The organism is uncultured Gelidibacter sp., from assembly GCF_947500795.1.
GTDB lineage: Bacteria > Bacteroidota > Bacteroidia > Flavobacteriales > Flavobacteriaceae > Gelidibacter.
Map to the genome: position 1 here is coordinate 61,193 of NZ_CANMTE010000002.1, position 20,858 is coordinate 82,050.

The window sequence follows — 20,858 nt, forward strand, 5'->3', positions numbered from 1 at the left end:
TAGACATTGAGAGTCAAACCCGAAAGATAATAGATGCCTTAGAGCGCATACTTTAACGACAGTATTAAGTTACGTCCTGGCGCTGCGATACCTGAAGAATAGGTCTTGTAGCGTTGATCGGTGATATTCTCCAATCCAGCTGTTAATGATACAGCATCATTCAATTGATATTGCGTTCTAAAATTAAGCGTGTACCAAGATGGCGCATAAGGATTTCCATTACCATCTTTAGCGTACATATATCCTTTGTCCTGTTCTGAAGGTGCCAGTTGGTTGTTTGACAATTCACTGTTGTATGCTGCAAAAGCATCAAACTGTAGCTTGTCCTTTTGCCATATCAAATGTGTCGTACCAAACTGCGGTGCGGCATGACGTAGCGATGTGCTTTCACCATAATCATCTTCTTCCCTACCTCCAATAATGTTATAATTGGAAGTTAATTTAAAATCATCAGTCATATTCACCAGCAAGCCCACTTCAAAACCATAAATTCTCGATTCTGCCGCATTCTGAATGGCCTGTACAGTACTCATCTCACCATCATACATCACTTCAGACTTCCCATTCAGATTAAAATCGCGACGGACCAAAGTATTATCCAAATAGGTATAATACGTAGCCATATCAAGAATTACTTTGTTTTCGAAGTTGAATTTCACACCTAATTCGAGTCCGTAGGCATATTCCGGTTTTAAGTCGTGATTAGGTACTACCACCGCACCAGGCTCTGAGTCGAAAACTTTGCCTATATCATCAATATTTGGCGCTCTGAATGCAGAAGACGCATTAAATTTTAATGCAATAGTTTGGTTGGGATTCCAATTGACTCCCGCCGTCCCTGTAAAAGCTCCCGTATTGATTTTAGTAGTGCTATACGGTAAATTTAAATAGGTGTTATTCTCAGTAAAGTCGGCATTTAGGACCACATGGTTGTAGCGTACGCCAGTTTGGAATACAAACTTCGGATTAGGTTTGTATTTTAAACTGGTATAGGCGGCTACAGATTGCCAATCGGAGCCTGTTGGATAGCGTGATACCGTAGGCAGGCTCGTGCCTGTTTTAATGTATTCTTCACTTCCTGAAGACGTCACAAGATTGTAAATATATTCCAATCCGTAGAACAATTCGGTTCTTGCACCGAGCTGTTTTTCTAGATCTAAATTAGCAGAAACAGCGTCTACAGCTTCTTCCCTCACATTTCTAATTGGCTTATTAAAATCTCTATCCATACGACTTTCCTGAAAATTCTGATAGGCAACTGTCGCCTGAATTTTATCGTATAAATTAGAATTACTGCTCAATTTGGTCACCTGTATGTTTCCCATAAACCAACGTTGCGGACCATAATTCCACTCCGCAGAGCGCAAATTATCACCTTTATAGCGAATCAATCGGTCGTATCTGGAATAGTCTGAGGTTGTGGAATAGTGCAGTCCTAAATCAAACGTCCAATCTTCCATTGGTTCATATCTGACTTTCTGTAAAAAGTTAATTTGATCATAACCCGTAGGCTTTTGAACTAACGGATAGGCATTCGGAACCATTTGGTCAACGCCATCTATAGTGCGAACATACTCATATCTTATATAATCCGAAGGTCCGTGACTTCCCATGCGCAAATCGTCAAAATCAGTGTAACTAACACTACTGAAAAACGCCCATTTCTTAAGTCCGAAATTTAAATCGATATGACCCGTTTTTTCGTTATTGGCTGTCGCATATCTTGCTACCGTATTTCCTCTAAAATATAATGAATCAGAATATGACAAATGCGGTTTACGGGTGTAAAAACTCATAACACCACCAAGCGCATCACTTCCATAAACTACCGAACCTGCGCCAAGGGTGACTTCCGTATTGTGAATTGCAAAAGGATCTATAGAGAGTACATTTTGCAAATTCCCGCCTCTAAAAATGGCGTTGTTCATTCTTACGCCATCTACGGTTATTAAAAGCCGATTGGTAGACAACCCTCTAATCATCGGACTCCCACCTCCCATTTGACTTTTTTGAATAAAGACATTTCCTGTACTTTCCAATAAATCGGCGCTGGTTTGTGGATTTGAAAAAGCAATAGATTTTGCGGTGATATTCATAATTTTCTGAGGAATATCACGCTTACTCTGTTGAAACTTTGATGCCGAAAGTACAACTTCATCCAAACCTTCAATTTTAGGTTTTAAAAAGATCGTTTTATTGTTAATCTCAGAGACCTTGAAGTTTTTTGTTTTATATAACAAATGCTCTACAAATATCAGCTCATCAATTGAAAACTGACCCAAGTTGACAACGCCATCAATATCAGACATTGTAGATTTTGATTTTGAAGCATTATATACTAATGCACCTGCAACGGGAAGGTTCGTTTTTTCTTCTAAAATTTTAATGTGTTGTGATTGGGCAGAAACACTTAACAGCAGAAACATACAGCATGACAACAAAAATTTCATATAAGGGAGAGTCAATTTTTTTAATTAAATACTTGATTTAACACTTGAAGTGATTTCGGTTTTCTGAAATCGGTGAGGTGCAATTCAAAATAAAATAACAATGTGTTCAATAATGTTTGCCTCTGTGCAGAGGTCATTTTTACTGTACTTAGCTCATCAAATTTTATGCCCAATAGCGCTTTTAGGAACTTTAAATTTTCTCCTGTAATGGTATAGTGATTTTGAGGTTTCAATTCAAACGTTCCCGTGCTTAAATTGAAGTATGGAAAGCTTGATTGGCTCGTGTCGGGATAAAACCCCAAATGCTTGGTCAACTCTAGTAAAAACAACAAATGGAAGTTGGCAAAATCGGTTTCATGGTCCAGCCACTGTAGGGTGGTTTCGAGGAATTCATAGAGTACTAAATTGCGCTCCTCCTCTTTTAATGTGGTCGCTAATACTTCAGATAAAAACATCACAATTGAACTTTTAAGGATGTTGGTATGCATACTTTGGTAAGGCACACTCAATTTTACGTCGGTTATAAAGTGTAAAGAGTGATTAGCTTTAAAATTTTCCTCGATTTCTAATTGTGAAAGTGGTTGGTAATAGGCAATTTTAGAGTTGCTCCGCTTGCTTTTTAAAATCCCCTTCAATAAATAGCTGACGACACCACGATTTTTAGTGTAGCACTTCACAATGACGTCATGGTCTCTATACTTCAGTTTTGAAAGTACAATCGCATTGGTTTTAACTAACATATTTTTTTGAATAAAGCCATTATCGAATAATCATCAGTTTTAAAACCTTGGTTTCAAAGGTATCCAAATCAGAAATCATAATAAGATAAACGCCAGATGCGACAATGTTATTGGCTAAATTTTTACCGTTCCATATAGCGGTACCACCATCAATGGCAAAATTATAGTTAGAACGTGACGCACGTAAATTAACTCTGGATTGTGCTTCGGCTACAAGATTTCCTTCAATATCTGTAATCTTAATATTGACGTTTTTAGTGATTCCTTTAATTTTAACGCCTTTAGTAATATCATTTAAACTATTTGCGCCAAGAATATCATACTCAGGCCTAACAGGATTAGGATAGACAAAAGCATTTGTCAATTCTTCCTTAGGGCTGGACGCACCCGACGTGAAGGACAAAAGTCCTTTTGAAGTTGCAATATAAACCTTCCCATTTTGCGCATCTATTGAAATGTCTTTGATAAAATTTGAAGGCAACGGCGAATTATCCTTCGTAAAGTGATAAATGGTTTGTTGTCCGTTAGGAGAAAAACAGAAAATCCCGGCATCCAACGTACCAATCCATTTGTTATTGGACCCATCAACTTTAATATCGGTTATGTATTGATTGGACAGTAATTCTTGCGGAATTCCATCATCAAGCACCACGATTTCCTTCACATTGGCATTCGAATCTTCAAAAAATCCAGCCGTATTATAAAGCACTCTTAAGCCTTTAATTGTGCCAATCCACAGTTGATTATTATTATCTACAGCTACGGCGTTTACCACAGTGCTGGGCATATTTTGTGCTTCTGTATTTAAGTTTTTAATCTTGTTTCCATTTTCATTGTACCCAATAATACCTTTCTGAAAAGCACCAATCCATTTGGTGCCGTTTCTGTCAATAGCGATATCCCCAAAACCAAGCTCATCATTAAATGCATCCGGAATAATATCCTTAAAACTATAGCCACGCCATTCTTTTGTACTAGGATTATAGGATTTTAAGGCTTTATCAACACGACATGTTAGCGTCCATAACACGCCATTCCGATCAAACAAGGAGCCGGTTTGCCTCACAGAAACGGTGGATGGAGACGATGGCACACGCAAAGATTCAAGTCCGCTGTTAGTTTGATCCATCAGAATTTTTGGAACCTCATCATTTAATTCCAAAACACCTTGTTGACAAGCGCTAATAAATACTTGCGAAGGATTAAATGGATTGACGGCGATATAATTTAAATTCTGTGCCGTTAAGAGATCGTCAAATGGCGTGTTTTTCCACTGCTCATCAACCAAGTGACTAATCCCGTAACTGCGTAATGGGAAAGGATTATAGGACTCGGTATAATCGCCATAAGTTACCCACAAAGAATTCTCAGCAGCTTCAATTTTAAAAGCGTCATTCATCAACGGTCCTTCGGGCATTATCACATCAACACTATTGGGATTTGAAAAGCTCGTTTTCAAAACACCAAAATTTTGTGTTCCAGCATAAATCATATTATCGGCAACAACAGCACTCGTAAATTGTGTACTATACTCAGATGTAAGCGTTGCGCTAGATAAAAGATTAAAATTGGCATTGTAGACATACACTTTATCTTTTGTGGATACGACTAAGTTATTATCAACCGCTTTTGTATCTAAAGGCATACTCGGATAGTTAAACAAAGCCCTGAATGCGCCATTTCGGATTTCATAAATAACCTGATCCGTTTTCACTGCATATAGGCGATCGCCCACATGTTCAACAGAAACAAAACTCCCGCTACCTATGGTTTTCCATTGTTGATAATCAATAAGATTAGGATTGGCTACGTCTGCCGATTTAATAGCATTATTGTTTCCGCAGGCCGCATAAATCTTAGAATTTAAAATTGTGGTTTGATTGACATTACTATGACTGCCGCCATTGCCAATAAAATAAGAATCGCCAAATTCCAGTCGCTCTAAATCGTATACAGAAATACCATAATCTGTCGCGATATAAACCTTGTCATTATCAATATTAAAATGATTGATTCTCTTGAGATTGGGAGCGATGGTTTGTTTTTCAAGAATGTCAACCACGGATAAAATTTGATTCTCGGGCCCAGAAACTATTTCAATAAGCCCGTTGGCATAACCAATTAATAAGGTTTCATAAGCATCACTGTAGGCAATTGTGGTAATTGTTTCTCCTGACAATCCTTCAATAGTGGTGATGGTTTCTAATTCATTGGAAGACAAATCGTATGTAAATACAGCATTTTCTGAAGCCGCATAAATTTTAGTGTTGCCTTTTACAACATCCTTAATATGATTGTAAGAAAAATGGCCCTGCCATAAAGCCGAAACCTCCTGAGCATGAGTAACACTTACAAGACAAAAGAAAAAAAACGTTGTAATCTGTTTTATCATACGTTGTTAATAGATGTCAAAGATATTTATAACTAACGACATTTAAGAAATATTCAGTTTTATACAAAAAAGACCTCCATAACGTATTACAGAAGCCTTTAATAACTTGATTTTTATCTTCAATTATACTACTCCTTGAGCAAGCATGGCATCCGCAACTTTCACAAATCCAGCAATGTTTGCACCTTTCACATAATCAATAAAACCATCTTCCTGCTTTCCGTATTGAACGCATGATTGGTGGATATTATCCATAATATCATAGAGTTTGCCATCAACTTTTTCTCTATCCCAGTTTAGACGTAATGAGTTTTGACTCATTTCCAATCCCGAAGTTGCAACACCACCAGCGTTTGATGCTTTTCCAGGCCCGAACAACACCCGTGCGTTTTGAAATGCTTCAATAGCCTCAGGTGTAGAAGGCATATTTGCACCTTCTGCCACAGCTATGACGTTATTTTTGATGAGGGTTTTTGCCTCTTCTTCATTCAATTCGTTTTGCGTGGCACAAGGCAAGGCAATATCACATTTTACACCCCAAGGGCGACCTTGGTGAAACGATGCCGATGCATACTGATCCGCATAGGCACTAATACGGCCACGTTTTACGTTCTTAAGATCCATAATAAATGCTAACTTCTCAGCATCTATACCTTCTGGATCATAGATATAACCCGAAGAATCTGACATGGTCACTACTTTTGCCCCAAATTCGGTTGCTTTTTCACAAGCGTATTGCGCTACGTTTCCTGCTCCTGATATGGTAATGGTTTTATCTTTTAAAGTTTCATCTTGAACTGCCAGCATATTTTTTACAAAATACACACAACCATAACCGGTGGATTCTGGTCGGATTACGGAACCGCCATAAGACAATCCTTTTCCGGTTAAAATGCCCGTGAATTCATTTCTTATCTTTTTATACTGGCCAAACATATAGCCAATTTCACGTGCTCCAACGCCAATATCTCCAGCAGGAACATCTGTATTTCCACCAATATGACGGTATAATTCGGTCATAAACGATTGACAAAAACGCATGACTTCATTATCACTCTTTCCCTTAGGATCAAAATCAGACCCGCCTTTTCCGCCACCCAAAGGCAATGTGGTTAGGGAGTTTTTAAAGGTTTGTTCAAATCCTAAAAACTTGAGAATACTTAAATTTACAGTCGGATGAAAACGAAGTCCACCTTTATAAGGTCCAATAGCCGAATTGAATTCAACCCTTATCCCTCTGTTCATTTGTATGTTACCTTTATCATCCACCCATGGCACCCTGAAAATAATGGTCCGCTCAGGTTCTACCATGCGTTCAAGTAACATTTTGCCTTGATATTTTGGGTTTTCCTCTATAAAAGGAATTATCGTTTCTGCAACCTCGTGCACGGCCTGTAAAAATTCCGGTTCGTGTCCATTATTTTTTTTTACAAGCTCTAAAAAAGAATCAATCTTGTCTTTCATGAATTAACTTATTAAGAATCAATATAATATTTGGTATCTCAAAGATACGTTATCTTGAGGTTTCTATGGCTATTTTAAGGCCTCTCAATCATCGCTTAAATAGAATTTGACCCTAAAAACCATGACCATTTCCAATTTCTTATAGCAACTTTAAAGTAGAATTAAAACAATATTGGATAATCGCACACGTTGTTATAACATCGTGCACATCTTATGTTATACATGTTTTGTTTGTATGTTAAGTCAGTTTTCATATATTTGTTTTGACCAACAATTTAATCACCTCAAAGCCTATGATGCTTAAAATAAAACAGTTGACCTTTATAACGCTTTTCGTTATGGGTTTTTCAACTAGTTTTGCTCAATTAGGGTTTTCTCACGAAATAGGTGTTATTGCTGGTCCCGTAGCATTTCAATCAGATTTTGGCGAGCGCTACAATTTTGAAACGAATGCAGGTAATACAGGTATTGGAATAGGCTTAATCCATTACATCAATTTTTCTTACAGAGCCGATTGTTCGTGCTATACTACAGACACCTATTTTAATGATCACTTTAAATTACGAAGTGAAATTTCTTGGAACACAACCAAACTCAATCATTTTGGCCGATGGGTAGCCCCTACGCAAACAGGTATTAATGCTGATAAATTAAGAGCACATTCCGGTGAAGCTACCAACTTTGATATTGGAACGCAATTGGAGTATTTCCCATTCAGTATTAGAGCCTTTTCTGTTCAAGTGGATTCATGGGCGCCGTTTGTAAGTTTAGGTGTCCATTTAACGAAATATTATCCTAAGGTGGCGACCACTTGGGGCGATCAAGATCCAGAAAATTTAGATAATTATTATGGCCCGTGGCATTATCCTTACGGCGGTTTAGACAATGAATTTATAAACGTCAATAGCGGCACAACATGGTCGGTTGTAGGTAGTATTGGTACACGATACAAATTATCAATATTATCAGATTTGATGGTCGACTTAAGATGGCAATACTATTTTAGAGATACGATTGATGGGTTAGATCATCAACTGAATTCCAATAAAGCAAATGACTATTTGGTTTGGTTGAATTTTGGATATATCTATTATCTCGATTAACATAATACAGATACTAAAACAAAAAAGACCGAGCATGAACTCGGTCTTTTTTATATCTATAAGTTAATCCTCATTAACCTATCGCCTGTTTTAAATCGGCAATTAAATCTTCTTCATCTTCTATACCAACACTCAAACGAATTAACGAATCTACAACGCCTGTTTTTTCGCGTTCTTCTTTCGGAATGCTCGCATGCGTCATACTTGCTGGATGTCCTGCAAGCGACTCAACACCACCTAACGATTCGGCCAACGTGAAAATCTTTAATTTTTCAACAATTTTAATGGCTTCTTCGTAATTGTTCCCTTTGGTGGTAAAAGATACCATGCCTCCAAAATCTTTCATTTGCGCTTTTGCAATATCATGATTAGGATGGTCTTCAAACCCTGGCCAATACACGTTTTCAATCTTAGGATGCTTTTTCAAATATTCAGCAACAGCCTTTCCGTTTTCACAATGACGTTGCATTCTAATGTGTAAAGTCTTGATGCCTCGCAATACTAAAAAGCTATCTTGAGGTCCACAAACTGCACCACTCGCATTTTGAATAAAATACAAACGATCTGCCAAATCTTTATCTTTCACCACAAGCGCACCCATAACTACATCACTATGGCCACCCAAATATTTCGTAGCAGAATGCATTACGATGTCAGCACCTAAATCTAAAGGTTGCTGTAAATATGGCGTTGCAAACGTATTATCAACCGCTAACAGAATATTGTGTTTTTTAGCAACTGCAGCAGTGGCTTTAATATCAATAATATTCATCATTGGATTGGTTGGCGTTTCCACCCAAATCAACTTTGTATTTTTATTGACATACGATTCTATATTTGAGGCGTTTTCCATTCCGACAAAATGAAATTTAATACCGAATCCTTCAAATATTTTTGTAAATAATCGATAAGTGCCACCATAAAGATCGTTTGTTGAAATCACTTCATCTCCAGATTTCAGAAGCTTCATCACCGCATCAATAGCAGCTAAACCTGAACCAAAAGCCAAACCGTGTGTTCCATTTTCAATACTCGCAAAAGAATTTTCTAAAGCTGTACGCGTAGGGTTAGCACTTCTTGAGTATTCGTACCCTTTATGCCCACCTGGAGTGGTTTGCGCATAAGTTGATGTTTGATATATTGGAGGCATCACAGAGCCATAAGCTTTGTCATGTTCTTGGTTACCGTGGATGGTTTTTGTGTTGAATTTCATAAACTATAATTTTGTTGACAATAAATTTAACCTTTAATTGCTTGGTTACAAAAGGATGTAATACCTTTATTGAATGTTTAACAAATCCTCTGAAACCTTGAAAAAAATAAGCTATTTTCTGTTGATTGCCTTTACAGTATTCGCCTGTAATGAAGACGTCAAATTAAATTTCGAAACCCAACATATCGAAAAATCATCCGATGCCGTAATTGTGATTAATTATCCAAAAGCTATCGGTACGAAGGCTGTAGCAGAAAAAATAAATCAGAAGATTGAACATGTCATCGCCAATGAAATGAATATGGCAGAAACAACTGAAAATAACATCTCCGTTAAAGAAGCGGTTTCAATGTTTGACAACGAATACAAATCATTCAAAAAAGACTTTCAGGATTCAAGCCAAAAATGGGAAGTAAAAGTTGACGGAAGCGTGATGTATGAGTCTGCAGAGGTAGTTTGTATCAGCTTAAAATCCTACATAGACACTGGCGGTGCACATGGCAATAGCAGATTGACTTACTTAAATTTTAACCCTGAAACCGGGGCGCTTTTAGATCAAGATGACATTATAAACAATGCAAGTGATTTTAAAACTTTAGCTGAAAAAGCTTTTAAAGCACAAACAAAGCCGGAAGACGACACCGAAACTATTGAAGATTTTTTCTATGGAGAGGATTTTCAATTGCCTGCCAACATGGGCTTCACAAAAGATGGCTTAGTATTACTTTACAATAACTACGAGATTGCGTCTTATGCGCAAGGGGTTACAAAAGTCGTATTGCCTTACGAAGACGTTAAGGGACTTTTGAAGATAAATCCATAATTTTGTAGGTTCGCTAGATTGATTACCTGTAACTTTTAACGATTTCATTCGAATCAAAAACTAATTATTTTGAAGAAAATTTACCATTTAAAAACCTGTAGTACCTGTGTTAGGATTATCAAAACTCTAGACTTGCCTTCAGATTTCATCTTACAAGATATCAAGAGCGAAGCCATAACACCTGAGCAATTGGAAGAACTTCACAAATTGGCAGGTAGCTATGAGGCGTTATTTAGCAAACGCGCACAACTGTATAAATCCTTAGGGTTGAAGGATAAAAATCTGACCGAAGAAGATTATAAAAATTATATTCTAGAACATTACACCTTTTTGAGCAGACCAGTGTTGGTTTACAATGACCAAATTTTTATTGGTAATAGTGCCAAAACTGTAGAAGCTGCCCGAAAGGCTATTCACGAGAGTTAGTAGCTCAAGAAACTAGCTTAATTTAACCGGTTTTTTCCCGAATTTTCGCGTGTCTTCTTTCGTCAAGGTCTTGAAATCAGCAGACTTAGGAAAAGTTCCCATTTCCGACAAAAATTCTGTTGGCAATGCGGTCAACTCACGTGTTTTTAAGTTGATCCACGCTCCCATTAACTCACAATTTGCTAAGTTTTCGCCTTTATGATTGTAGAGATTATGCTCAATTTCAAAAAACATTCCATCTTCACTCAAGCCTTTTACCTCTAGACTAACCTTGATTGGTGTGCCTAAAAAAGCTTCCTTGAAATAATAGATGTGCTCATAGAAAATCACCGGGCTAATTTGAAACTTAGCCAAGTTGGATAATGAAAAATTATGGTCTTCAAAAAAAGCCACACGGGTATGACTCATAAAATTCACATAAGCTGAATTGGCCAAATGTCTATTGGCATCAACATCACTCCATCGTATTTCAAAATCCTTTAAGTACATCGTTTATCAAATTAGAGATATGAGCGTATTAACTATTGTCTCAAGGTCAACATCCGACAATAATTTTATAGGCTTCTATCTTTTGTTATTTATTATAGAGTGCAAATTTAGAGTTTTTTAAGCATGTCGCCACAATTCCACGCCTTAATTAACCCGTTAAAACTGATGATTTTCATTACCTTTGTGCAACTTTTAAAATAAGTCCATGATACAATCCATGACAGGGTATGGAAAATCTGTTCTACAGCTTCCTACTAAAAAAATATCAATAGAGGTCAAATCTTTAAATAGCAAAAACCTCGATCTGAATACGAGAATGCCCTCTTTATATAGAGAAAAAGAACTCGAAATCCGAAAATTGATTGCTTCAAAACTGGAACGTGGCAAAGTAGATTTCTCCTTATATATGGAAATTACTGGCGAAGAAACCTCTACTCAAATCAATAAAACCGTTGTAAAACAATACATCAAGCAATTGAGAGACGTTGTTAATACTGGTGATGAAACTGAATTGCTAAAAATGGCTATCCGTTTACCAGATGCCGTAACGACTGAGCGTGATGAAATGGATGAAGATGAGTGGGAAGCGATAGCTGCCGAAATCAACACGGCATTAGATAAAATTCAGCAATACCGTTTGGACGAAGGGAAAAGTTTAGAATCTGAATTCTTTGACAGAGTAAAAAACATTTCAGATTTATTAGACGAAGTCATTGCTATGGATCCTGAGCGTATTGAAGGTGTGAGAGAGCGTTTACACAAAGGCGTGGCCGAATTGAAAGAAAAGGTAGATGAAAACCGTTTTGAGCAAGAATTGGTGTTCTACATCGAGAAATTCGACATTACTGAAGAAAAAGTACGTCTAAAAAACCATTTGGATTATTTTGTTTCAGCACTTAATAGTGACGATTCCAACGGAAAGAAATTAGGATTTATCAGTCAAGAAATGGGACGTGAAATCAATACTATTGGTTCTAAAAGCAATTATGCCCCAATGCAAAAACTGGTCGTTCAAATGAAAGACGAATTGGAAAAAATTAAAGAACAACTTTTAAATGTTCTTTAAGAACAAGAGTTTATAGATTTATTACATTAAAATAGCATTCGTGACCAAAATCAAAGACATCCCAGAAAAAGGCAAACTCATCGTATTTTCAGCCCCTTCTGGCTCCGGCAAAACCACACTGGTAAGACATTTACTGAAACAGCAAGAATTAAATTTAGAGTTCTCCATTTCAGCTACTTCTAGAGAGAAAAGAGACAATGAAACGGACGGTAAAGATTACTACTTTTTAGATGCTCAAGCATTTAAAAACCGCATTAAGAATGATGAGTTTTTAGAGTGGGAAGAAGTGTATCGCGATAACTTTTATGGTACTTTAAAGACTGAAGTGAAGCGTATCTGGGCACAAGGTAAAAATGTTATTTTTGATATTGATGTTTCTGGCGGATTGCGAATCAAACGTAAATTCCCTGATCAAACACTCGCTATTTTTGTGAAACCACCGAGTATTGATGAGTTAAAGATTCGCTTAAAAAAGCGTCAGACTGAGACTAACGACAAAATCAATATGCGCATTGCTAAAGCTTCCGCAGAATTAGCCACTGCGCCGCTTTTCGATGTTATTGTAATCAATGATGATCTTGAAAAGGCAATAGACGAATCCTACAAATTGGTTTCTGATTTTATCAATAAACCGGAAGAATAAAAATTTTATAGCCATGAAAATCGGACTCTACTTTGGCACGTTTAATCCCATCCATATTGGCCACTTAATTATTGCCAATCATATGGCTGAACATAGTGATCTTGACCAAATCTGGTTTGTGGTCACCCCTCAAAGTCCGTTTAAGGTAAAAGCGAGCATGCTCGACAATCACGATCGGTTGGAAATGGTGTACCGCGCTACAGAAGATTACGAAAAGTTGCGCCCGAGCGATATTGAATTTGGAATGCCACAACCAAATTACACCATCAACACGCTCACTTATCTACAAGAAAAACATCCAAAATATACCTTTTCATTAATCATGGGCGAAGACAACTTAAAGAGTCTTCACAAATGGAAAAATTATGAATTGATTTTGGAAAACCACGACATTTACGTGTATCCAAGAATTTCAGAAGGTGTGGTTGAAACACAATTTGACAAGCATCCTAAAATTCATCATGTCGCGGCACCTATTATGGAAATCTCTTCCACATTTATTAGAAAATCCATCAAAAAGGGCAAAAATGTACGCCCGATGTTGCCGGACCCTGTTTGGAACTATATAGATGAGATGAATTATTACGGGGCTTAATTCCTATGTAGAACTAAAAATGATAAAACGCATTTTCATAATGCGTCACTTCCTCTCGACTTTTATTTTTCAGAACCGCAATAATATCAAAACGCGATTCTAAATCGAGATCATTTTCAGTGATGTAAGCATCCATCGCCCTGACTAACAACTTGATTTTACTTGGGGTTACAAAATCTTGAGGATCTCCAAAAAAATCGGAATTTCGAGTCTTGACTTCCACACATACCATCATGTTATTGTGTTTCGCAATAATATCAATCTCCGCTTTTTGAAAGAAATAGTTTTTGCACACAATCTCGTAGCCTTTTGAATAAAGGTATTGGGCGGCAAGTTTCTCGCCTATTTTACCGAGTTCATTATGGTGCGCCATGTTTTTTTTAGTTGGCAGTATTCAGTATTCAGTATTCAGTCTTCAGTTGGCAGTATTCAATTTTCAGTCTTCAGGTGCTCTTCTCTATTCTCTATTCTCTATTCTCTTTTCTCTTTTCTCTTTTCACTCTCCAATTTAGGTTGTCTTATAAAAACTACCTTAGTTTTTGAATTTGATTGTTGAAGCTTCCTTGCCTACAGAAAGATCAATTGTGCGGCCAATTAGTAATGCTCTATTATCATCTTCATGCCCCGCTGGCATTTTAAAAGCGATTGGGAAATCATATTCTGATAAGGCGTCTAAAATCAATTGCTCCATTGATGTGCCCCAAGGCGTGGTATTTTTTCTAACTTTAGAGAAATCGCCCACAATAACACCTTTACAATTATCAAAATATCCAGCACGTTTTAAACTTTGCAACATCCGGTCGACACTATATTCATATTCGCCAATTTCTTCAATAAAAAGGATACGATCTGAAACATCAATGCTTGTTTTAGAGCCCAACATGCTATATAATAAACTCAAGTTGCCACCTACGAGTTGCCCCGAAACTGTCCCAGGTTTATTATAGGTTGATCCTTCTAACGTATAGGCTAAAGGCTTTCCGAAAAGAGCGTCCTTAAACGTTTGTACGGTTTCTTTAATTTCACTCAAATCCTCAACCACACTCACGGCCATCATGGCGTGCATCGATTCAAACCCTTCCACATTCAATTGGTTGTGCAAGGCTGTAATGTCAGAATAGCCAATTACCCATTTCGGATTTTCCCTGAATTTGGTATAATCGAGTTTATCAATAATTCTAACGGTACCGTAACCCCCACGAGCAGCCCAAATGGCACTAATAGTCGGATTGTCCATTGCATTCTGAAAATCGGCACAACGCTCAGCATCAGTGCCCGCAAAATGATTGCCATCAGCAAACAAATGCTTCCCTAAAACGGTGTGCAACCCCCAACTGCTCAGCAAGTCTTGAGCGCGTTTTATTTCAGCTGTTCGGTTTTTTAAAATTCCAGAAGGCGCCACAATGGCTACTGTATCTCCTACTTTTAAATATGGTGGACGCACAAGCGTTTGCTGTTTATTAGACATTAATTTTTGTTGTGCTGAAAACTCTTGTGTTCCAAGTAGCACAAATAAGCAAGTTATTACGACGGTAAATGTGATTTTCGACATAATGTAAAAATACATTTTTTTTCTAATTCGAGGTCAAAATGCGTACTTTTGTAACTGTCTTTAAGAAGGCAGATGTCAGGTTGAGCGCAGTCGAAACCATTAATGATTTAAAATTAATAAAAACACGCTCGAGCACGCTCGAGATTACAGATTTCATATACAATGAACCATCCAAAACGCTATACCATTACCGCCGCATTACCTTACACCAACGGACCAATCCATATTGGCCATTTGGCAGGTGTTTATGTGCCTGCAGATATTTATGCACGCTATTTAAGACTCATTGGAAAGGACGTGGCATTTATCTGCGGAAGCGACGAACACGGTGTACCTATTACTATCAAAGCAAAAAAGGAAGGTATTACACCTCAAGATATTGTGGATAAATACCACGCGATCATCAAAACATCGTTTGAAGATTTTGGTATCAGTTTCGACAACTATTCTCGCACTTCAGCAAAAATTCATCATGAAACTGCCCAGGAGTTTTTCAAAACTTTATACAGTAAAGGTGAATTTATTGAGGAAACTACGGAGCAACTTTATGATGAAGAAGCCGATCAGTTTTTAGCGGATCGTTTTGTAACGGGAACTTGTCCGAAATGTGGTAATGAGGAAGCTTATGGCGACCAATGTGAAAAATGCGGAAGCAGCTTAAATGCCACGGATTTGATCAACCCGAAATCGGCCATTACCGGTAACGTTCCAACATTAAAACAAACCAAACACTGGTTTTTACCTTTAGATAAGCACGAAGCATTTTTAAAAGAATGGATTTTAGAGGGTCATAAAAAAGACTGGAAACCTAATGTTTACGGCCAAGTAAAATCGTGGATTGACGATGGGTTACGCCCAAGAGCAGTGACGAGAGATTTAGATTGGGGCATTCCTGTGCCTGTTGAAGGCGCTGACGGAAAAGTGCTTTATGTGTGGTTTGATGCGCCAATTGGTTACATCTCTTCTACTAAAGAATGGGCTGATCGCGTCGGGAAAGATTGGGAGCCATATTGGAAAGACAAAGACACCAAATTGGTGCATTTTATCGGGAAAGACAATATCGTTTTTCACTGTATTATTTTCCCAGCCATGTTAAAAGCGGAAGGTTCCTATATTTTACCAGATAACGTACCTGCCAACGAATTCTTGAATTTGGAAGGCAATAAACTCTCAACTTCAAAAAACTGGGCCGTTTGGTTGCCAGAATACTTGGAGGATTTCCCAAATCAGCAGGATGTTTTACGTTATGCGTTGACGGCGAATGCGCCTGAGACTAAGGATAACGATTTCACATGGAAAGATTTCCAAGCACGAAACAATAATGAATTGGTGGCCATTTTCGGGAATTTCATCAATCGTGTGGTGGTTTTAACCGATAAATATTACGGTGGTGTGGTACCTGAGGCTTCAGAATTTAGTGCCGTTGATCAGGAAACTTTAGCGGCTTTAAAAGCTTATCCAGATGTGATTGCAAGCTCCATTGAGCGCTACAGATTTAGAGAAGCGAGTCAGGAATTATTGAATCTTGCGCGTTTAGGCAATAAATATCTCGCTGATGAAGAGCCATGGAAATTGGTTAAAACCGATGAAGTCCGCACCAAAACAATCATGTTTGTAGCACTTCAAATTGCATCTGCTTTAGCAACTTTAAGCGAACCGTTTTTACCGTTTACGTCTGATAAATTAAAATCCATTCTTGGTATCAGCTCAAGTGACGCTAGTGACGGGAATCGTATTAGCAATACTTGGAATGATATTTCATCAAAAGATATTTTGATCCCTACAGGTCATCAGATTGGCAAAGCAGAATTGTTATTTTCAAAAATCGAAGACGACACCATTCAACAGCAATTAGACAAATTAGTGGCAAGTAAAAAAGCAAATGAAGTGGCAAATAGAAAGGTAGAACCTCAAAAAGAAACCATCACCTTTGAAGATTTTTCTAAATTAGATATGCGTGTGGGCACTATTATTGAGGCAGAAAAAATGCCAAAAGCTAATAAATTATTGGTTTTAAAGGTAGATACAGGTATTGATGTGCGTACCATTGTTTCAGGAATTGCTGAAAGCTTTACGCCTGAAGAAGTGGTTGGAAAACGCGTTACCGTGTTGGTCAATTTAGCACCTAGAGCACTAAGAGGCGTGGAAAGTCAGGGCATGATTTTAATGACAGAGTCAGAAGACGGCAAATTAGTTTTTGTAAATCCGGACACCACAACGGGCGCTAAAGTGCCTAACGGATTGCAAATAAGTTAACATCGCGGTTTTCTTTTTTAATCTAACTTGAAACAGTTCATTACCTTTGAGTAACAGAATTATACAACTTTATATATTATGAAATACGTTTTAAGTTTATCGCTACTATGTTGCCTAATCTTTTTTAGTTGTAAAACTCAGGTTGTACCTCAACCACCAACTGAGACTACCAATACTACAGATAAAAAAGTTGAAGCACATCTTGTTGGCGCAAAATGGATGTTAACAAAACTTAATGGCGATGTTGTCAACCTCAGTAATACGAAGCTAAAACAACCATTTATAAGGCTCACGGCAAAGGATAACGGCGTTGGCGGTAACGGTGGTTGTAATGCGTTTGGTGGTACTTTTAAATTGAAAAACAATCAGAACATTGAGTTTTCTGAAATGTTAGCGACTATGATGTACTGCGATGACAGCGGCATTGAAAGTGTTTTCATGAGCAATTTGCGCAAAGCATCAAGTTATACGATTGTCAATAATGAATTGACATTTAAGGACGAAAACGGCTATGTTTTGTCAACTTTTGAATCCGTTGCGGAATAAAACTATTTACAAACCGACGTGTTAAGATTACTTTAAAATTATTTCAGTGTCCTCATAGTTTAATAAATTCCCCAAATCAAACATTTAAAACAATGAAAAAAACACTTATAAATAGTCTATTCGCAGCGGTCTTAGTAATGAGTACCGCTTGCAACTCTGGCACTAAAAAAGATAATCAGGCAGCTGAAGCTTCTGAAATGGAAGCCATGGCTGACAACAGTAGAACTTCATTAGATTGGGAAGGCACTTATGAAGGCGTTGTACCATGTGCCGATTGTGAAGGCATCAAAACGGTGGTCACCATTAATGGCGACAATACGTATGTCGTAAAAGAAACTTATTTGGGGGCTGAGCCAAAAACATTCGAGTCTAAAGGCACCTTTAAATGGGACGATGAAGGCCAAAGACTATTATTATCAGACTCCAAAAGAAACCCATATTTTGTTGGAGAAAACACCTTGACCCTTTTAGATGCAGAAGGCAATAGACCTACGGGCGAACTAAAATCCAATTATGTTTTAAAGAAAGTAACCGATCAGTTAGTGGGTGAAAAATGGCATTTGGTATTATTTAGAGGTGATAAAATTCAACTAAAAGAAGTTAAAGGTGGACACCCATTTGTTCAATTTAGTGATGATTTCACCATACATGGGTATACCGGCTGTAACGATTTACAAGGCGGTTATGAAGTTGGAGACGCGCTTAAACTGAAGTTCTCTAATTTAATAAATACGCTTAAATCATGTCCGGAAATGGAAACTGAAAATCAATTTATTAAGATTATGACTGCCACGAGATCTTATGCTTTTGAAGATCGCGCGTTGGTAATGTATGATGAAAACCATCTTAAATTGGCAACTTTTAAAGCGGCTAATTAATAACATAATTCATAATTATAGCATTCAAAACTGTTTGAAACCTCAAACAGTTTTTTTTATCTTCTTATCTTTGTATTCCATATTTTAAAGCGACTCCATGCAGCTGATTTCTTATATTATTTCCCAAACAAAACTTCCAGAAACTTCCGTTAAAAACACGGTCGAATTGTTAAATGAAGATGCTACCATTCCTTTTATATCAAGGTATAGAAAAGAACGCACAGGTAATCTTGATGAAGTTCAAATTGGAGATATTGTAAAATTTAAGGAACAGTTTGAAGCGCTTGAAAAACGCAAAGTTGCCATCCTGAAAGCTATTGAAGAACAAGATGCACTAACACCTGAACTTCGACAACAGATTGAAAATGTTCTCGATTTAACTGCTCTGGAAGATTTATACCTTCCCTTCAAGAAAAGCAGAAAGACAAAGGCTGAAACTGCAAGACAAAATGGATTAGAACCTTTGGCTAAAATTATTATGAGCCAAAATGCTTCAGATATTGAAGCGATGGCTTATAAATATGCAAAAGGAGACGTCGCTTCTGCGGATGATGCTTTGGAAGGTGCGCGCCATATTATTGCAGAATGGATCAATGAACGCACAGATCTGAGAAACAACATTCGTCAGCAATTGGAACGTTTTGCCATGATTTCCACTAAGGTGGTAAAGGCGAAGGCTGATGATGAAAATGCACAGAAATTCCGCGATTATTTTGATTGGGAAGAATCGTTAAGTCGCATTCCGTCGCACAGATTATTGGCAATTCTACGTGCCGAAAACGAAGGATTTATCAAATTTAAGATAAGCATTGATGATGAAAAGGCGCTCTCTAAAATTGAAGATCGCATTATTCGCTCCAATAACGAGTGTTCAGAGCAAATCAAAATCGCTATTCAAGATGCTTATAAGCGTTTATTATTGCCATCACTTTCCAATGAAGCCCTTCAAAACGCAAAATTAAAAGCTGATGAAGCAGCTATTTCTGTCTTTGCTAAAAATTTAAAACAACTACTACTTGGTTCTCCATTAGGTGAAAAACGCGTTCTTGCCATAGATCCTGGATTTAGAACGGGCTGTAAAGTGGTGTGTTTGGATGCGCAAGGCGGACTTCTATACAATGAAACCATTTATCCACATCCACCAAAGAATGACACTATTGGTGCGATGAAAAAAATAAGCTCCTTGAGTGAAGCCTATCAAATTGAAGCAATCGCCATTGGCAACGGCACAGCATCAAGAGAAACCGAAGCCTTTATCAGAAAAATTAGGTTTAAAAATGACATTCAGGTTTTTGTGGTGAGTGAAGCTGGAGCAAGTATTTATTCGGCTTCTAAAATTGCAAGAGATGAATTCCCAAATTACGATGTTACTGTTCGAGGATCTGTATCTATCGGCAGACGCCTTCAGGATCCGTTGGCGGAATTGGTTAAAATTGACGCCAAATCCATTGGTGTTGGGCAATACCAACATGATGTCGATCAAACCAAACTCAAAAAGGAATTGGACGTCGTTGTGGAAAGTTGCGTGAATGCTGTTGGGGTAAATCTTAATACTGCAAGCACAAGTTTATTAAGTTATGTTTCTGGAATTGGGCCTAAATTAGCTGAAAACATCGTTAATTATCGCGAAGAAAACGGTGCTTTTACGTCTCGAAACGACATTAAAAAAGTACCACGCTTGGGTGGAAAAGCGTTTGAACAAGGCGCAGGATTTTTGAGAGTCAAATCGGCTAAAAATCCGTTGGACGATTCTGCGGTACATCCTGAAAGCTACCCAATAGTTGAAAAAATGGCTAAGGATTTAGGTAAAAAAGTATCAGAATTGATTGGCAACAAATCTGAACTTCAAAAAATCGATTTAAAGAACTATTGTACTGACACGGTTGGACTTCCAACACTTCAAGACATTATTAAGGAATTGGAAAAACCAGGCCTGGATATTCGTGAGCAGGCCAAAGTGTTCACGTTTAACCAAAACATCAAAACCATCAACGATTTGGAAGAAGGACAGTTGCTACCTGGAATTGTCAATAATGTGACCAATTTTGGCGCCTTTGTCGATATCGGAATTAAAGAAAGTGGGTTGATCCATGTCTCCAATTTATCCGATTCGTTTGTAAGTGATGTGAATGAGCATGTGTCCCTACACCAACAGGTGATCGTTAAAGTATTAGATGTTGATGTTCCGCGAAAACGCATTCAGCTTAAATTGCACAACTAAT

At 37.6% G+C, this 20,858-nt stretch carries 18 protein-coding genes; 10 read left to right on the plus strand and 8 right to left on the minus strand.

Features of this window, described 5'->3' with window-relative positions; translation table 11 throughout:
• Positions 1-38: 38 nt before the first annotated feature.
• The 4 genes from Q0947_RS05470 to gdhA all read right to left on the minus strand — a co-directional run bounded on the left by Q0947_RS05470 (position 39) and on the right by gdhA (position 7,046).
• Positions 39-2,450 carry a TonB-dependent receptor gene (locus Q0947_RS05470; protein WP_299393150.1) on the minus strand — a complete coding sequence of 804 codons (2,412 nt, stop codon included), beginning with the start codon at positions 2,448-2,450 and terminating at the stop codon, positions 39-41.
• Between the two features lie 20 nt (positions 2,451-2,470).
• Positions 2,471-3,190, minus strand: coding sequence for a DNA repair protein RecO (recO, locus tag Q0947_RS05475; protein WP_299393155.1), 720 nt, complete (start codon positions 3,188-3,190; stop codon positions 2,471-2,473).
• 19 nt (positions 3,191-3,209) lie between these two features.
• On the minus strand, positions 3,210-5,582 hold the full coding sequence (locus Q0947_RS05480) for a two-component regulator propeller domain-containing protein (RefSeq protein ID WP_299393159.1): 2,373 nt from the start codon (positions 5,580-5,582) through the stop codon (positions 3,210-3,212).
• Between the two features lie 123 nt (positions 5,583-5,705).
• Positions 5,706-7,046: an NADP-specific glutamate dehydrogenase gene (gdhA, locus tag Q0947_RS05485; protein WP_299393164.1), complete on the minus strand. Its 1,341-nt coding sequence runs from the start codon at positions 7,044-7,046 to the stop codon at positions 5,706-5,708.
• A 293-nt stretch (positions 7,047-7,339) separates the two neighbouring features.
• On the opposite strand from gdhA, the gene Q0947_RS05490 reads away from it, so the two are divergent.
• A complete protein-coding gene (locus tag Q0947_RS05490) occupies positions 7,340-8,149 on the plus strand; it encodes a glutamate dehydrogenase (protein WP_366915491.1) in 810 nt (269 codons plus the stop codon).
• 73 nt (positions 8,150-8,222) lie between these two features.
• Here the strand turns inward: Q0947_RS05490 and Q0947_RS05495 are convergent, their stop codons facing one another.
• The gene (locus tag Q0947_RS05495) at positions 8,223-9,362 is read right to left on the minus strand and encodes a cystathionine gamma-synthase (RefSeq protein WP_299393168.1); all 1,140 of its coding nucleotides are present in this window, start codon (positions 9,360-9,362) and stop codon (positions 8,223-8,225) included.
• A 73-nt stretch (positions 9,363-9,435) separates the two neighbouring features.
• Between Q0947_RS05495 and Q0947_RS05500 the strand changes: the two genes are divergently transcribed.
• Both Q0947_RS05500 and Q0947_RS05505 read left to right on the plus strand, forming a co-directional pair.
• Positions 9,436-10,185: a DUF3298 and DUF4163 domain-containing protein gene (locus Q0947_RS05500; RefSeq protein WP_299393172.1), complete on the plus strand. Its 750-nt coding sequence runs from the start codon at positions 9,436-9,438 to the stop codon at positions 10,183-10,185.
• A 69-nt stretch (positions 10,186-10,254) separates the two neighbouring features.
• Positions 10,255-10,611 carry an ArsC/Spx/MgsR family protein gene (locus Q0947_RS05505; protein ID WP_299393177.1) on the plus strand — a complete coding sequence of 119 codons (357 nt, stop codon included), beginning with the start codon at positions 10,255-10,257 and terminating at the stop codon, positions 10,609-10,611.
• 12 nt (positions 10,612-10,623) lie between these two features.
• Here the strand turns inward: Q0947_RS05505 and Q0947_RS05510 are convergent, their stop codons facing one another.
• Positions 10,624-11,100, minus strand: coding sequence for a thioesterase family protein (locus tag Q0947_RS05510; protein ID WP_299393182.1), 477 nt, complete (start codon positions 11,098-11,100; stop codon positions 10,624-10,626).
• A gap of 205 nt (positions 11,101-11,305) precedes the next feature.
• Between Q0947_RS05510 and Q0947_RS05515 the strand changes: the two genes are divergently transcribed.
• Genes Q0947_RS05515 through nadD form a run of 3 tightly spaced genes read left to right on the plus strand, consistent with a single transcriptional unit; the run spans position 11,306 to position 13,404 of the window.
• Positions 11,306-12,166, plus strand: coding sequence for a YicC/YloC family endoribonuclease (locus Q0947_RS05515; RefSeq protein ID WP_299393186.1), 861 nt, complete (start codon positions 11,306-11,308; stop codon positions 12,164-12,166).
• 49 nt (positions 12,167-12,215) lie between these two features.
• Positions 12,216-12,809: a guanylate kinase gene (gmk, locus tag Q0947_RS05520; RefSeq protein ID WP_299394965.1), complete on the plus strand. Its 594-nt coding sequence runs from the start codon at positions 12,216-12,218 to the stop codon at positions 12,807-12,809.
• A 13-nt stretch (positions 12,810-12,822) separates the two neighbouring features.
• The gene (gene nadD / locus Q0947_RS05525) at positions 12,823-13,404 is read left to right on the plus strand and encodes a nicotinate (nicotinamide) nucleotide adenylyltransferase (protein WP_299393190.1); all 582 of its coding nucleotides are present in this window, start codon (positions 12,823-12,825) and stop codon (positions 13,402-13,404) included.
• A gap of 13 nt (positions 13,405-13,417) precedes the next feature.
• Here nadD and Q0947_RS05530 read toward each other — a convergent pair whose 3' ends face one another.
• Together Q0947_RS05530 and Q0947_RS05535 are read right to left on the minus strand one after the other, a co-directional pair.
• Positions 13,418-13,777 carry a YraN family protein gene (locus Q0947_RS05530; RefSeq protein ID WP_299393194.1) on the minus strand — a complete coding sequence of 120 codons (360 nt, stop codon included), beginning with the start codon at positions 13,775-13,777 and terminating at the stop codon, positions 13,418-13,420.
• A gap of 159 nt (positions 13,778-13,936) precedes the next feature.
• Positions 13,937-14,872, minus strand: a complete 936-nt coding sequence (locus tag Q0947_RS05535; protein ID WP_299393199.1) for an LD-carboxypeptidase — start codon at positions 14,870-14,872, stop codon at positions 13,937-13,939.
• 246 nt (positions 14,873-15,118) lie between these two features.
• On the opposite strand from Q0947_RS05535, the gene metG reads away from it, so the two are divergent.
• The 4 genes from metG (at position 15,119) to Q0947_RS05555 (ending at position 20,857) form a co-directional block, all read left to right on the plus strand.
• On the plus strand, positions 15,119-17,212 hold the full coding sequence (gene metG / locus Q0947_RS05540) for a methionine--tRNA ligase (RefSeq protein WP_299393205.1): 2,094 nt from the start codon (positions 15,119-15,121) through the stop codon (positions 17,210-17,212).
• 78 nt (positions 17,213-17,290) lie between these two features.
• A complete protein-coding gene (locus Q0947_RS05545) occupies positions 17,291-17,758 on the plus strand; it encodes an META domain-containing protein (protein WP_299393211.1) in 468 nt (155 codons plus the stop codon).
• A 92-nt stretch (positions 17,759-17,850) separates the two neighbouring features.
• Positions 17,851-18,636 (plus strand): copper resistance protein NlpE N-terminal domain-containing protein, encoded by a 786-nt coding sequence (locus Q0947_RS05550; protein WP_299393216.1) that lies wholly within the window; start codon positions 17,851-17,853, stop codon positions 18,634-18,636.
• A 97-nt stretch (positions 18,637-18,733) separates the two neighbouring features.
• Positions 18,734-20,857 (plus strand): Tex family protein, encoded by a 2,124-nt coding sequence (locus Q0947_RS05555; RefSeq protein WP_299393221.1) that lies wholly within the window; start codon positions 18,734-18,736, stop codon positions 20,855-20,857.
• The last annotated feature ends 1 nt before the right edge of the window (position 20,858 follow it).

What these genes read in the sequence shown, in the direction of transcription:
- Q0947_RS05500 (WP_299393172.1), top strand. Translation starts at nt 9,436, where the DNA reads ATGTTTAACAAATCCTCTGAAACCTTGAAAAAAATAAGCTATTTTCTG.
- Q0947_RS05490 (WP_366915491.1), top strand. Translation starts at nt 7,340, where the DNA reads ATGATGCTTAAAATAAAACAGTTGACCTTTATAACGCTTTTCGTTATG.
- Q0947_RS05545 (WP_299393211.1), top strand. Translation starts at nt 17,291, where the DNA reads ATGAAATACGTTTTAAGTTTATCGCTACTATGTTGCCTAATCTTTTTT.
- nadD (WP_299393190.1), top strand. Translation starts at nt 12,823, where the DNA reads ATGAAAATCGGACTCTACTTTGGCACGTTTAATCCCATCCATATTGGC.
- Q0947_RS05515 (WP_299393186.1), top strand. Translation starts at nt 11,306, where the DNA reads ATGATACAATCCATGACAGGGTATGGAAAATCTGTTCTACAGCTTCCT.
- Q0947_RS05510 (WP_299393182.1), bottom strand. Translation starts at nt 11,100, where the DNA reads ATGTACTTAAAGGATTTTGAAATACGATGGAGTGATGTTGATGCCAAT.
- Q0947_RS05480 (WP_299393159.1), bottom strand. Translation starts at nt 5,582, where the DNA reads ATGATAAAACAGATTACAACGTTTTTTTTCTTTTGTCTTGTAAGTGTT.
- Q0947_RS05530 (WP_299393194.1), bottom strand. Translation starts at nt 13,777, where the DNA reads ATGGCGCACCATAATGAACTCGGTAAAATAGGCGAGAAACTTGCCGCC.
- Q0947_RS05535 (WP_299393199.1), bottom strand. Translation starts at nt 14,872, where the DNA reads ATGTCTAATAAACAGCAAACGCTTGTGCGTCCACCATATTTAAAAGTA.
- Q0947_RS05470 (WP_299393150.1), bottom strand. Translation starts at nt 2,450, where the DNA reads ATGAAATTTTTGTTGTCATGCTGTATGTTTCTGCTGTTAAGTGTTTCT.
- Q0947_RS05550 (WP_299393216.1), top strand. Translation starts at nt 17,851, where the DNA reads ATGAAAAAAACACTTATAAATAGTCTATTCGCAGCGGTCTTAGTAATG.
- Q0947_RS05555 (WP_299393221.1), top strand. Translation starts at nt 18,734, where the DNA reads ATGCAGCTGATTTCTTATATTATTTCCCAAACAAAACTTCCAGAAACT.
- gdhA (WP_299393164.1), bottom strand. Translation starts at nt 7,046, where the DNA reads ATGAAAGACAAGATTGATTCTTTTTTAGAGCTTGTAAAAAAAAATAAT.
- recO (WP_299393155.1), bottom strand. Translation starts at nt 3,190, where the DNA reads ATGTTAGTTAAAACCAATGCGATTGTACTTTCAAAACTGAAGTATAGA.
- Q0947_RS05495 (WP_299393168.1), bottom strand. Translation starts at nt 9,362, where the DNA reads ATGAAATTCAACACAAAAACCATCCACGGTAACCAAGAACATGACAAA.
- metG (WP_299393205.1), top strand. Translation starts at nt 15,119, where the DNA reads ATGAACCATCCAAAACGCTATACCATTACCGCCGCATTACCTTACACC.